The sequence below is a fragment of the Pirellulales bacterium genome (genome assembly GCA_036267355.1).
Classification (GTDB): domain Bacteria; phylum Planctomycetota; class Planctomycetia; order Pirellulales; family DATAWG01; genus DATAWG01.
This window is the reverse complement of the sequence record DATAWG010000125.1, coordinates 37,415-50,395: the sequence shown is the minus strand read 5'-3', so window position 1 is coordinate 50,395 and position 12,981 is coordinate 37,415. Positions and strand designations below refer to the sequence as shown.

The window sequence follows — 12,981 nt, the reverse complement described above, 5'->3', positions numbered from 1 at the left end:
CGCGTTGCCTCGTTACTTGACGGTTGCCCGCTCCTTCAAAAGAGCGCGCAGCCGAATGCGAATTTGCGTTACGTCATCGTCGTCGGTCAGATGGAAATAGCCGCGAACCGTCGATTCCTTGTCGAGCGCCACCGCCAATTCCGAATGCGAACGCTCCGCGATCGGCAGCATCAGCCGCTTCTCGCCGAGATCGAGAATCTTCTTCAAATCGCCGGTGAGAAAGATCCATTGCTTCGGATTCGCCGCGAATCGGGCCGCGTAGTCTTTCAAAACCTCGGGCGTGTCGTCTTGCGGATCGCACGTGATGCTGACGAACTTCACATCCTTGAAATCCGGATCCCCCTGCAGGCCCGACAATGCCTGATTCAACCGATAGCACGGGCCGGGGCAACTGGCGAAGAAAAAGCTGAGCACGGTCACCTGCCCGCGAAGCGAACTGCCGTGAAAATCGTGGCCGTTCTGATCGGTGAGCGTAAAATCGGGGAGCGGCTTGCTGCTGCCGGCGGGAAGATTGGTGCGCGACCAATTCGCCTGGCTTTCCGAATTGGAACCGAGGAGCGCCTGCGCATCGGCCGATGGGTCATGGCCGTATTCTCGCCACACGAGCCACGAGCCATACGACACCGAGCCGACCAGAAGCACCCCGAGCCAAAAGAACAGCGCCACGTGTTTCATAACAAGTCTCCCGTGGTTCGCCCGGCCGAAATCCTCCAGGCCAGGGCGAACATTGCAACACAAAAAACGAGCATCACCAGCCCGCACGCCCACGCCGGCGGCAAGATCGCCAGCGATTCCGCCGCCTTCGCCCGCACATCGGCCGAGGCGTCCCAATAGAGCAGCCGCCGCAATCCGGCGACGCCATACGTCAGCGGATTGCACATCACGATCCAGTGCAGAAAGCCATGTTCTGCAGGGAAAAACGCGCCCGACAAAAGCCACATCGGCAACAGCAACACGCTCATTACCGCGTGGAAACCTTGCGTCGAATCCATTCGCCACGCCAACACGAAACCAAGCGCCGTCAGCGCCAGCGCAATGACAAACATCCACGCCATCACCGCCAGCAGCGCCACCGGCCCGAGGTGCAAATGCAGCGTGTAGCCCAACAGCACGAAGATCGAACCTTGGGCAACGGCGATCAGCGTGCCCCCCAGCAATTTGCCGAGCACCATCGACCAGCGCGGAATCGGGGCCACGAGAACCGATTGCAAAAATCCTTCGCGGCGATCCTCGATCACCGAGATCGTGGCGAAGATGGCCGTGAACAGCAGGATCAGCACCAGCGTGCCGGGGAAGAAATATTCGAAATACGTCAGCCCGCCGGTATCGCTCGAGCCCATGCGAAACGACGAGCCGAACCCGATGCCGAACAGCAGCCAAAAAAAGAGCGGTTGCCCGATCGCCCCGAACACACGATTCCGCTGCCGCACGAACCGCACCCATTCGCGGCGGCAAAGCGTCGCCGCCGCTTGCCAAGGGCACGGCGCGGCGACCGATTCAATCTCGGCCCGCACGCCAACCGGCGGGGCCAACGATGTTTCCAATATTTCAGCCAACGCTCACCTCCTCCCGCTCGCGCCAGAATCGATGCCCAGTCCGCTCGATGAACACGTCTTCGAGCGTGGGCTTGCCCAGCGTGATCGCTTGAATCTGTCCTGGAAACGCTTCCACCAGCCGAGCGATCCACTGGTGTCCGTCGGCCTGCTCCAGCCGCACCGAGCCGGAAACGACGCCTGCCACGCAGCCGAATCGCGATTCGATGCCGCGAACCATCGCCTCGGGGTCTTCGGTTTGGATCGTGATCGAATCGCCGCCGACCGTGGCGCGCAGCGCCTCGGGCGTGTCGAGCGCCACAAGCGAACCCTCGTTGAGAATCGCGATGCGATCGGCCTTGTCGGCCTCTTCCAGCAGATGCGTGGTGAGCACGACGGTCACGCCGTCTTCGCGGCGAATCTGTTCGAGATAATCCCACAGGTCGCTGCGAGCGCCGGGATCGAGCCCCGTGCTTGGCTCGTCCAACAACAAGAGCCGCGGATGGTGGAGCATTCCTTTGGCCAATTCGACGCGCCGCCGCAATCCGCCCGAAAGCTTTTCGACCATTTCGTTGCGCCGATCGGTGAGCGCCAATCGGCCGAGCATTTCGTCTTGCCGCTCGCGCAGCCGGCGCCCCGAGAGACCGTAGAGATGCCCTTGATGCATGAGGTTTTCGGCCACGCTCAGCTTTTTGTCGAGGCTCGGGGCCTGGAACACGACGCCCAGCCGCTGCCGCACCGCTTGCATTTGTGTTTGCAGATCGAAGCCCAGCACCGACACCCGCCCGCGCTGAATCGGCAGCAGCGTGGATAGGAGGCGAAACAGCGTCGTCTTGCCGCCGCCGTTGGGGCCGAGAAACACGAAGATTTCGCCCGGCTCGATCCGCAAGCTCAACCCGGCCAGCGCGCGGCGCTCGCCGTAGAAATGCTCAAGCTCGGCAATCTCGATGGCGGCGGTTGAAATCATGGTCAATTTTCGGAAACGACTCCGGGGCGACGAAAAAGAACGATCACGCGGAGGCGCGGAGAATGCGGAGGAAGCGAGGAAGCGAGGAAAGGCAGGAAGGATGTGTTCGGCGGGCCAGCGCCTATTATACGCGGAAACGCCGCCGACGCATGCGCCGGCGAGAAATTTTTCGCTCTCCCGTCGTTCTCTTCGTTGCTTCCTCTGCGTAGCTCCGCGGCTCCGCGTGAACTATCCTATTGTGCCGTCGGCGTTGCCGTCGGCGGTGTCGTCGGCGCTGTCGTCGGCGTTGTCGTCGGCGGCGCCCGGTCCGGCGGCGGGTTGGCCGGCTCCACGTCGGACGTGTCGGCGGCGGTGATCTTCGTGGGCACCGCCATGTGCAGCAGCCGCTCTTCCGACGCGTGGTGCAGACGAAGCCCGACGTCGGGCACCAGCATCAGCATCAGGAAGATCGACATGATTCCGGCCGGAATCGTCAACACATATTTCCAATTCGCTTCGTATTTCACGTGCATGAAAAACAGGATCACCAGCATCGCCTTCGTGCAGGAGACGGCCATCATGAACGCCCGGCTCACACCCACGTCGCCCGGGAACGGCCAGCGAATGAGAAAGTCCAGATAGCCCGACGTCCAAAACGACATCGTCGTCAGCAGGCAGAGGGCGAGAAACACGTAGACGTATTTCGCGATCCCGAAGGGCGCGTGGCCCGCCGTGTCTTCGTGCGTCGCGTCTTCCAAGGCGTGCTCGGTCATCGAATTCGGCTCCTAGTCGACCAATAGGGGCAAAGGGTCAAACATATTTTCGGCTACGACAATTCATGGCGGCACGTGACTCGCGCATGGCCGAACAACCAGCCAGACCCCCGTCAAAACAAGTAAATCAGCGGAAACAGGAAAATCCACACCAAGTCGACGAAATGCCAGTACAACCCAATATTCTCGATCACATAAGCCCGGTCGCGATCCAGCCGCATGAACAGCACCATCAGCAGGAAAATCACCAAGCCGATGAACACGTGAAGGGCGTGGAACCCGGTGAGCAGGAAATAGGTGCTGGCCCACATATTGCCGCCGGGAATTACGATCGGTAGTTTGAGCCAGGGAAACAATTCGTTCAGGCCCCCTTCCGGCGCCATTTGGCCCGGCGCGGGAGGCGGAAGCGCCAAATCGGCAACCTTTTCCTGCAGCATCTTTGGCGTTGCATTCGGATCTTGCACGACGGTCGTTAGCTGGTCCAGCTGCGCCAGACCCTCGCGAACCGACTCACTCAATTGGCTGGAAGGAGCGCCTTTGAGCTTGGTGATTTCTTTCTGGACGGCGGCGTCGCTCAATCGCTCGCGCACCGCCGATCCGTAATACAGATCGGCCCGTTCATAGATTCGGCTTCGTGGGGCCATCGGGTAGATGCCGTGTTCGAATTTATGATGATATTCGAACGCTTTGACGCCGAGAAACACCGATCCCAAAACGAGCGTCAGCGCGACAAGCCCTTTCGCCAGCCCCGCCTTGTTCGCCCGCGCCGCTTCCAAAGCCAACACGATCGTCACGCTCGAGCAAATGAGCACGAACGTGTTGAACGCGCCGATCGGCTCGCTCAAAAACACTTCGTGGGCCATAGGCCAGGCCGGCGCGCCGAATCGAATCACGATAAAGACGCCGATTAATGCAGCGAAAAACATGATTTCCGTGGAGAGGAACAGCCAGACAATCAGCTTGCTGTTCGGCAGCGGCAGCCCGGGCTCGTAGTGCAACGTCAGATGCCCACCATGCCCGGCATCAGCATGCTCCGGCCCGTGCCCCGCTTCGTGCGCGACCGCAACTCCACCCGATGTATGTTCGAGGTATTGTTCCGTCATGATCTTTCTAATTCACGGCAAACGCCGCGTAAAAAACGATTCCGAACCTGTTTCAAACGTTTTCCGCACGCGACAGCAATTGGGCGCGGTGTGCCGCTGGCAAGCGCAGTCTGCCAGTGCAGAACTCGCGCGTGGCGCCGCCAACAGCAGACTGCGCTTGCCAGCGGCACACATCGCCCAGAACTCCTCCGTCCCAATCCCTAGTCCCTCACCCGAATCCCTAGACAAGCGGCACGAACATAAACAACGCCAACAGCGCCGGCAGATACACCAGGCTGACGCGCAACAGGCTGCGCGCCGAGCGCTCGTCGCGCCGATAGCAGAATGCCGCCGCCGCCGCCAGATAAATCAGTCCCAGCACCGATGCCGCACAAAAGTAAACCGGTCCCGCGTGCTGCAGGATCGGCGCCAAGCTGACCGGAACGAGCGCCAGGGCCGATGCGACGGCCTGCATGCCGGCCCGCCAGCCGCTTGGATCAACCACCGTCAGCATTTTCAATCCGGCTTCGGCATACTCATGCCGATACATCCAGGCAATGGCCATGAAATGCGGAAACTGCCACAGATAGACAATCAAGAACAGCGTGGCTGCTTTCACGCCGCCGCCACCGAGACTGAAGCTCAACGACCCGCCGACCGCCGTCCAGCCCATCAAGGTCGGCAATGCGCCGGCCACGGCCCCGACGACCGTATTCAGCGGCGTTCGCGATTTGAGCGGTGTGTAAACGACGACATACAAAATCCATGTCGCCGCGCCCAAGACGGCCGTCAAACAATTCACGGCAATCGCGAGGTACAACAGCCCGGAGGCAATCGTCAGGCCGCCGAACCAAAGCACCTGGGCGTCGCTCAGCCGGCCCGACGGAAGCGGCCGATCGGCCGTGCGCTCCATCACCGAATCCGACTTCCGTTCGAGATGTTGGTTCAAAGCGCTGGCGCTGGCGGCGACCAAGGCCGTGCCTACCAGGGTGTTCAGCAGCAACAGCGGGTCGGGCGGGCCCCAATGGGCCATGAACGCCGAAACCGCCACGGTCACCAACACCAACGCCGAAATCCGCGGCTTGGTCAGTTCGAGATAATCGCGCGCGATCTGTCGCGCCTTCCCATGCGCGACGCGCGGCGCCATGCCGACCGTGCTCGTCGCCGCCGCGCCCTCCACAACCGCGTCGATCACCACACGCTCGCGGCCGGTCACCGCGGGCGACTCGACCGCGATCTCGGCAACTTCAACCGCTCCGCGCCATGCAAATGTGCTCATGCGGTCACCCCCGCGAGCGGCCGCTCGGCAGAGCGCGGCGCCGGCATGCCTTGCAGCAATCGCCACGATCGCAAGGCGAGCGCGACCGATGTTCCAAAAATCAGCGAGCCGACGGCGACGTGAGCGGTCGTGATTTGTGTTTGCCATGCGCTGCCGGCTTCGACGGTGTAGTGGGCGAGCCATTCGTTGTTCGCAAACCAACCGTTATCGCTCAGCCACGCCGGAGGGCCGTAGTGCGTCAGCCATGTGCCCACGCCCAGGCAAAGCTGCACGGCAATCAGGCCGAATAGCGCCAAAGCCGGCCGCACCAATAGCCGCTCATCGGCGAAATTCCGCAGCACGCGAAATCCCACCAGAACCACATGCGCCGTCAGCACCAGGGCAGTGAGCAGGTGAAACATCGCGAAAAATCGAAACTCCCCGATCGATGTTTGCGTCGACACATGCCGCACGAAAGTCCCCAGCACAAGTTGCAAATACGCGATCGCTGCAGTGGCAATCGCCAACCGTTGCAACCGGCCGGCGCGCCGATCGAGCCGCAAAGCCGCCTTCGACCACCAGCCGGACGTAACCGTGGCGATCGCCACGGTCACCGCAAAGAACAACGGGCCGAAGCAACCATGCACTTGGGCGAGCGTTCGATCGCGATGCGTTACACGCAGCCCGCCCAGTAAGCCTTGAACGATCACCATTCCCAGCGCGACAACCGTCAACCGGAACGCCCATCGCCGGCGCTCCGCGAACCAACTCGTTGCAACCAGCCCGATCGCCAGTGTCCCGATCAGCGAGCCAAGCAAGCGATGGCTGTGCTCATAGAAAACCTGGCGCGGGCCATTGAACCATGTTTGCAACGGATAGAAAAACGGATTGTAACCGTAGGTCGTCGGCCAGTCGGGCACCGCCATCCCGGAATTTGTCGAAGTTACCAAAGCGCCGACCCACAATAGCACAAGCGTCATGCACACCAGCAGCACCGCGGCGCGATGCGGCCAGGGGCTACGGGCGACGACGGAAGTGGCGGAGAAACGGGTCACGCGCGAAACCGCAAGCGACTGGATAATGGATCAACAGATCAACGTACAAATGAAATCACACGATCGGCGGGCGGCGCTCGCCATCGCTCAGGCTCAGCCGAAAAACAACTTCTCCACAGACGCCTCTCCCCTTGCGGGCGAGGGCAGGTGTGGGTTCGAAAAGCGGAAGTTGTTTTTCGGCCGAGCCTTAATGGCCGTGGCCGTCGGCGATCGGTGGCAGACCCTCGGCCGGCGGCTGGATTTGCGGATAGTAGTCTTCGGTCGATTCAGGCGAGCCGTATTCATACGGCCCGCGATGCACATGCGGTTGGAAATCGAAATTTCCGTGGCCCGGCGGGCTTGGAGCGCTCCATTCCAGCCCGTTGGCGTGCCATGGATTGCGGCCGGCCTTGGGCCCGAGAAACATGCTGTAGAAAAAGTTGATGATGAAAATCACCTGCACGCCAACCAGCCCCATCGCGCAATAGGTCATGAAGGCGTTGAGCGGCTGCAAGTGGGCGAAGGTGGCGAAGCGATAATGATCGGCATAGCGCCGCGGGAAGCCGTTCGCGCCCAGAATGTGCATCGTATAGAACACGCCGTTCAGGAAAATGAACGTGAAGAAGAAATGCACTTTGCCCCACAATTCGTTCATCATCCGGCCGAACATCTTGGGAAACCAGAAATAAATCGCCCCGAAAACACCCATCGCCGTGCCGGCAAACAGCACGTAGTGGAAATGGGCCACGATGAAATACGTGTCGTGGATGAAGATGTCCACCGGCGTCGCGGCCATGAAAATGCCCGAGAGGCCGCCGATGATAAACATCGACACAAACGCCAAGGCAAACAACATCGGAGTGGTGAATTGAATCTTGCCCCCCCAGATCGTGCCCAGCCAATTAAACGTTTTGATGGCGCTCGGCAGGGCGATCATCATCGTCGACACCATGAACGTCATCCCCAGCGCGGGATTCATGCCGGAGACGAACATGTGGTGCCCCCACACGATGAACCCCAGCCCGGCAATTCCGGCGATCGAATAGACCATCGGCTTGTAGCCGTAAATCGGCTTGCGGGCAAAGCAGCTAATCATATCCGACACCATGCCCATCGCCGGCAAGATCATGATGTAGACGGCGGGATGAGAATAGAACCAGAACAAATGCTGCCACAAGAGCGGCTGTCCGCCGCCGGCCGTGTTGATCGTGTTATTTACGACGCTGCCATCGGGCATGAAAAAGCCGGCTCCAAGCAACCGATCCATCAACTGCATGAAAGCCGCCGCCGTGAGCACCGGCAGGGCGAAGGCTTGCAACACGGCCGTGATGAACATCGCCCAGATCGTCAGCGGCAGGCGGAACATCGTCATGCCGGGAGCGCGCATCTGGATGATCGTCGTCATGTAGTTGATCGAGCCCATCATCGACGAGATGCCGACGCATACAAGGCCCAACAGCCACAGCGTTTGTCCCATGCCGCTGCCGGGAGCGGCGGCCGGATTGTCGGACAGCGGCGGATAACTGGTCCAGCCAGCCGCCGCCGCGCCGCCCGCGACGAAAAAGCTCGATAGAAAGCAGATAAAAGCCGGCCACATGAACCAATAGCTCAGCATGTTCAGCGTCGGGAAGGCCATATCGTCGGCCCCGATCATCAGCGGAATCAAGAAATTGCCGAACGCGCCGGCCAGAATCGGGATGATCACCAGAAAGATCATCACCGTGGCGTGCATCGTCACGAGCATCGTGTAAAACTCGGGCGAAATCTGTCCGCCTTGCAGATGAAATAAATGCCCGAGGATCGGAATCTGCGTCCAGGGCCAAGCCACTTGCCAGCGCACGGCCAGCGCCAACAGGCCGCCGATCAGAAACCACAGCAGCGTGGAAAATAGAAATTGGATGCCGATCACCTTGTGATCGCGCGAAAAGATATACGTCGTCAGAAAGCTGCCCTTGTGGGCATGGGGGGCCGTCTGCGAAAGCGGATGATCCGGCGCGGCTGGGCCGTGGGGACCGACAGTGATCGTGCTCATTCCGACTTATCCTCGGCAACTTTGGGGGCGGCGGGTGGCATCGTGGCGTTTTGCTTGCGATCGAGATCTTCCAAGAAAGCCCGGTAGTCCGATTCGCTTTCGACGGTCAAGCGCCCCATCATCTTGTAATGTCCCCAGCCGCAAAGCTGAGAACAGGCCAAATCGTAGGTCCCTTCCTCGACCGGCCGAAACCAGACCGGGATATTCATCCCCGGCACGGCATCTTGTTTCACACGCATGTTCGGCAGGAAGAAGCTATGCAACACGTCTTCCGACTTCAGATGCACCAGCACCATCTTATTGACCGGAACGTGAATGTCGTTGACCGTAAACAACTCGCCCGGCTGGCCGAGTTTGCCGCCATGAATGCCGGGATACCGCACGCGCCATTCGAACTGCCGGGCTCGGATCTCCAGCACGACCACATTCGGATCGTCGTCTTTCGGCACCCGCATTTTCGACTCGGCCCAGGCGTTCATCTGATAGATGGCGATGAATAAGAGCGTGGCGGCGGGAAGGATCGTCCAAACGACTTCGAGCGTGTGGCTGCCGTGGACGAATCTTGCCGGCTTGGGATTCGACTCGCTGTTGTACTTCCAAAGGAACCAGAACATCGCTCCCTCGGTGGCGATGAAGACGACACCCGTCAACCACAGGATGAACATGAACAGGCGATCGATGCCGATCCCGGCTTCGGAGGCCAGCGGCGGCAGCCAAATCCCCGCCGCGGCTCCCCAAACGAACACGCCGACGCCGAAGAGCAGCACCATCAGAAACAGTAAACTCCAGAACTTCCCCACGTTCGTCCCTCGACCGCCTCAGGCGGATTCAAGTCGTAAATTCGGTATCGGATAATGCTCTGCCGCTGGACTAAACCGCGTGCCACTGGCTCTGCCGGTTTCGTCAAATTGCCCGAACGCGCTTCACACTGACAAAGCCGGTGGCGATCGAAACGCTCAACGTGACGGCAAATTGATTGCTGCGGTGTCGGGCAGCGAATAATCGACACCCATTTCGCCGCCCGGCTGATAGGGCAACGACAACACGAAATCCACCAGGTGCCAGATTCGCGGAGCGAGAATTTTTTCCCGCACCGGATCCACGATCTTGGCGATATACGCTTCCTTTTTGTGCCGCTTGATGGCCGCCTGCTCGTCGGTATCGTCGTCGTCGGGTTGCAACTCGGGAATCTTTTTGGCCTTGGCGTTCGCATCGGCCATGACTTTCTGCAACTGCGTCTTTTCCTCCGCGGTCAAAAGCGAATCGGTGTTGGCCGGCATCGGGGCGCCCTTGATCCCCTCATGAACGCGATAATAGATGTCGAGCGGGCGGCGGCCGCCGTGGTACACGCCCAACCGCAAATTCCGCGGAATGATGTGCCGCTCCGGCAGCGCCCCGAGGGAAGGCAGTTCCGATTCGAGGACGGGTGGCGTGTGGCCCGACGGTAGCGGATGGTCCGGCGGTTTGTCGGTCAACGAGACTCCGTACTTCCACGTTACCTTGTCCCACACTTCCTTCGTCCAATCGTCGTAGTCGGTGGTTTGGCCGTCGCCCAATTGCGTCGGGCCATGGCACTTAAAGCAGCCGGCGCCCATGTATTTGATCGTCTCGCTGCCGTATTTCATTTCGCCCGGCTTTTCGTTGAGAAACATCGCCCGGCCGATGGCGATCGAGCGATCCTCGGCCCGCTGCCGCGCAATCACGTCCGTGATCTTGTCGAACTTCATGTCCTCCGGCCGATCATCCACCGCGACCTGCACCGGCTCTTTCCACTGCTCGGCGATCGGGCCCAAGAGGTTCAGCAGAGAGTTCGGATCGCTCGGAACCGCGTCGGTCGGCTTCGTCGTATTGTTCGCCACCCAGCGATCGAGGGCCAATTCCATCTGCCCGCGCATGCTCAGATATTTTACATATTCGACAAGCGCTAGCCGATCGACATCGGGATAGAGCCGGAAGGCCGGCATGGCGGTCCCTTGAATGCCGCCGGTGACGATCCGCAATAGGTTTTCGGTGGTCGGCTCGTCTTCGCGGCGGGTGGATTTGAATTTGAACCAGCCGCGGCGATAATCGCGCGGATAGGGGTTCAAGAACGCGGCCGTCGGCCCGGCCCCGTCGCCGTTGATTCCGTGGCAATGCATGCAATGTTCGCGGAACAAGCCGCGCGGCCCGCTCTCGGCATCGCGGTGTACGGGACCGGAGGCGATTTGAATCTTTTGCAGATCGAGCCCCGTTTGCGGCAGCACGAACGGATCGTCGGGGGTGCCGAACATCGCCCGCAGAATATCGGCGATCTGCTGCTGTTGCTGGGGAGAAACCTTGCACTTCTTGGCCTCGATCAGGTCGAGACGAAACTCCGCTTCCGACCGGCCGCAGCCGGTCAGCATCGCGCAGCAAAGCAGCGAAAAACCCGCCGCCAACGAAATCCGCCGTAACGATCGATTCATCGGAACTTCTGATTGCTCGAAAGGTAGCAGACACACTCCGTGTGCCGCCTGTGCTGCTCCGTGCGTGGCGCGCCGCGGTGCGCCGACGGCACACGGAGTGTGCCTGCTACGTTACTTAGCGACCTTGAAACAACGCCGCCGGAACGGGAATATCCTTCAAATCCTTCACTTCGCCATTGTGCAACGTCACGCTGAAGCGGCCTTTGGAATCCCACTTCAAATCGGGTTGGTTCAACCCCAGGCCGCCGATCGCTTCTTGCCACGCCTGAAACTCCAACTCGCCGGCTGGAAGATCGCGAATCTCGAACCGGCCCGAATCATCCGTGATCGCAAAATACGGATCGGGACGAATCAGCAGCCGGCCGCTCATCCAATCGTGGATGCTGCACGCCACGCCCGCGGGCTGCGACTCCGCGCTATCGATCGGCAACGTCAGCGACGTGCCGACCGGAATCAATTGGTTGAACTGCAGCGATTCGCCGCTGATCTTCGTGTTGTGCGCCACGGGATCGGAATTCTTCACCTCGAGCGTCTGCCCGACGCGGATGCCGAGCACGTGCGGTTGGAAACGGCAATTGTGGTTGTTGAGTTCGATTTTGTCGGCAGCGGTTTTTTTATACTCGTCGTTGATCGGCACCTTGGGCGTGCGGACATAGAGCACGACATTCGCGAGGCCTTTATCCTTGCCGACCACGATCGATTCATTGAAGAGCGGATGCGCCCCGCACACTTCCTGGTCCTTGGTGGGGCGGATCGGCAATTCGGGCGGGGCCGCGCCGTCGACGACGAACCGGCCTTTGAGCGTGGCCCAGCCGTCGAATTTCTTGGCCTCCGCGGTCTTCTCGGCTCCGATTTCCGCGCTCGCATTCTTCGCCGGTTTGGCGCTGACCAACTTTTGCCGAATCGCACCCGCTTCCGACGCATTGGCCAGCGGCCCGATTTCGACTTCATGGCTACAGCCGGCAATGGCCAGCGCGCCGAGCAGTGCCCAGATTCGCCAATCACAAAAACGACGCGTCGACATCCTAACCCTCTAGGTTCGCTATTTCACAATTTGATTTTGATCGTGCCCAGATCGGCCGTCGTATCCGGCTTGATGGTCTGCTTCATGCGGCCCTTCGGCCACTTCGTCGGCTGCCCTCCGACGACCACGTCGCCGAGGTAGCCGACCCGTTCGTGCCAGAACTGGAATTCGATATCGCCTGCCGGCATGTTCTTGATCTCGAAATTGCCGTCCTGATCCGAAATCGCGAAATAGGGGTTCGGTCTGGCAATCAGCCACGCGTTCATCCAAGGATGGATACTGCAACTCATCGGGGCGGGAAGATTTTCGGAAGCAAGAATCGGCAGGTTAACCGTTTGGCCGCTGGGCACGAGCGGATTGGCTTGTGTGTTCAAACCGTCGATCTTCGTGTTGTGGGCGATTGGATCGGAGTTCTTGATCGCGAGCGTCTGGCCGACCCGCACACCGACGACATGGGGCACGAAATGGCAGTTGCTGTTGTCGAGCACCACCGTATCGCCGGCGGTTTTTTTATAGTCAGGATGCACTTTCAGCCGTTTATTTCGAACCCAAACCACCACGTTGGCAATGCCGCCGCTTGCGGAAACGACAAGGTCTTCCTGCACAAGGGGAAGCTTGCCGCAGAACGCCCCGCCCAGTTGGTTGATATTCCCCGGCACCTTGATCTTCACCGGCGCCGGCACCTTGCCATCGTAAACAAACCGGCCTTTGATCGAGCCCCATTTGTCCTTCACGGCGCCGGGACCGTCGCCCAGCCTGGCAACTTGCGCGGTCACCGCGCCGCAGCATGCGAGCGCCACCAACGCGCCCAGCGCGCTGCGGAGAAAGCACAACTTGGCTGCGTTCGTTGTCATAA

General features: G+C 60.3%; 12 protein-coding genes. All 12 read right to left on the bottom strand.

Annotated elements, in window-relative coordinates; all coding sequences use genetic code 11:
- Window positions 1–12 precede the first annotated feature (12 nt).
- Complete coding sequence (locus tag VHX65_19685; GenBank protein ID HEX4000780.1) at window positions 13–675, bottom strand: SCO family protein; 663 nt, start codon at window positions 673–675, stop codon at window positions 13–15.
- Complete coding sequence (locus tag VHX65_19680; protein ID HEX4000779.1) at window positions 672–1,556, bottom strand: ABC transporter permease; 885 nt, start codon at window positions 1,554–1,556, stop codon at window positions 672–674. The genes VHX65_19685 and VHX65_19680 overlap by 4 nt, the downstream gene beginning before the upstream one ends.
- The gene (locus VHX65_19675; protein HEX4000778.1) at window positions 1,549–2,499 is read right to left on the bottom strand and encodes an ATP-binding cassette domain-containing protein; all 951 of its coding nucleotides are present in this window, start codon (window positions 2,497–2,499) and stop codon (window positions 1,549–1,551) included. Before VHX65_19675 ends, VHX65_19680 begins: the two co-directional genes overlap by 8 nt.
- A 233-nt stretch (window positions 2,500–2,732) precedes the next feature.
- Window positions 2,733–3,251: a cytochrome C oxidase subunit IV family protein gene (locus VHX65_19670; protein ID HEX4000777.1), complete on the bottom strand. Its 519-nt coding sequence runs from the start codon at window positions 3,249–3,251 to the stop codon at window positions 2,733–2,735.
- A 113-nt stretch (window positions 3,252–3,364) separates the two neighbouring features.
- A complete protein-coding gene (locus tag VHX65_19665; protein HEX4000776.1) occupies window positions 3,365–4,354 on the bottom strand; it encodes a heme-copper oxidase subunit III in 990 nt (329 codons plus the stop codon).
- Between the two features lie 220 nt (window positions 4,355–4,574).
- Window positions 4,575–5,612: a heme o synthase gene (gene cyoE, locus VHX65_19660; GenBank protein ID HEX4000775.1), complete on the bottom strand. Its 1,038-nt coding sequence runs from the start codon at window positions 5,610–5,612 to the stop codon at window positions 4,575–4,577.
- Window positions 5,609–6,646 (bottom strand): COX15/CtaA family protein, encoded by a 1,038-nt coding sequence (locus VHX65_19655; GenBank protein HEX4000774.1) that lies wholly within the window; start codon window positions 6,644–6,646, stop codon window positions 5,609–5,611. Before VHX65_19655 ends, cyoE begins: the two co-directional genes overlap by 4 nt.
- A gap of 187 nt (window positions 6,647–6,833) precedes the next feature.
- Entirely contained in the window at window positions 6,834–8,657 is a 1,824-nt protein-coding gene (locus tag VHX65_19650; GenBank protein HEX4000773.1) for a cbb3-type cytochrome c oxidase subunit I, read from the bottom strand.
- Entirely contained in the window at window positions 8,654–9,457 is an 804-nt protein-coding gene (gene coxB, locus VHX65_19645) for a cytochrome c oxidase subunit II (protein ID HEX4000772.1), read from the bottom strand. Before coxB ends, VHX65_19650 begins: the two co-directional genes overlap by 4 nt.
- A gap of 156 nt (window positions 9,458–9,613) precedes the next feature.
- Window positions 9,614–11,101, bottom strand: coding sequence for a cytochrome c (locus tag VHX65_19640; protein HEX4000771.1), 1,488 nt, complete (start codon window positions 11,099–11,101; stop codon window positions 9,614–9,616).
- Window positions 11,102–11,216: 115 nt separating this feature from the next.
- Complete coding sequence (locus VHX65_19635; protein ID HEX4000770.1) at window positions 11,217–12,125, bottom strand: hypothetical protein; 909 nt, start codon at window positions 12,123–12,125, stop codon at window positions 11,217–11,219.
- Window positions 12,126–12,148: 23 nt separating this feature from the next.
- Window positions 12,149–12,979, bottom strand: coding sequence for a hypothetical protein (locus VHX65_19630; GenBank protein HEX4000769.1), 831 nt, complete (start codon window positions 12,977–12,979; stop codon window positions 12,149–12,151).
- Window positions 12,980–12,981: the final 2 nt, after the last annotated feature.

Excerpts from the sequence above, each read along its gene's own strand:
- VHX65_19635 (HEX4000770.1), bottom strand. The coding sequence starts at position 12,125 with ATGTCGACGCGTCGTTTTTGTGATTGGCGAATCTGGGCACTGCTCGGC.
- VHX65_19670 (HEX4000777.1), bottom strand. The coding sequence starts at position 3,251 with ATGACCGAGCACGCCTTGGAAGACGCGACGCACGAAGACACGGCGGGC.
- VHX65_19675 (HEX4000778.1), bottom strand. The coding sequence starts at position 2,499 with ATGATTTCAACCGCCGCCATCGAGATTGCCGAGCTTGAGCATTTCTAC.
- VHX65_19650 (HEX4000773.1), bottom strand. The coding sequence starts at position 8,657 with ATGAGCACGATCACTGTCGGTCCCCACGGCCCAGCCGCGCCGGATCAT.
- cyoE (HEX4000775.1), bottom strand. The coding sequence starts at position 5,612 with ATGAGCACATTTGCATGGCGCGGAGCGGTTGAAGTTGCCGAGATCGCG.
- VHX65_19640 (HEX4000771.1), bottom strand. The coding sequence starts at position 11,101 with ATGAATCGATCGTTACGGCGGATTTCGTTGGCGGCGGGTTTTTCGCTG.
- VHX65_19630 (HEX4000769.1), bottom strand. The coding sequence starts at position 12,979 with ATGACAACGAACGCAGCCAAGTTGTGCTTTCTCCGCAGCGCGCTGGGC.
- VHX65_19665 (HEX4000776.1), bottom strand. The coding sequence starts at position 4,354 with ATGACGGAACAATACCTCGAACATACATCGGGTGGAGTTGCGGTCGCG.
- VHX65_19685 (HEX4000780.1), bottom strand. The coding sequence starts at position 675 with ATGAAACACGTGGCGCTGTTCTTTTGGCTCGGGGTGCTTCTGGTCGGC.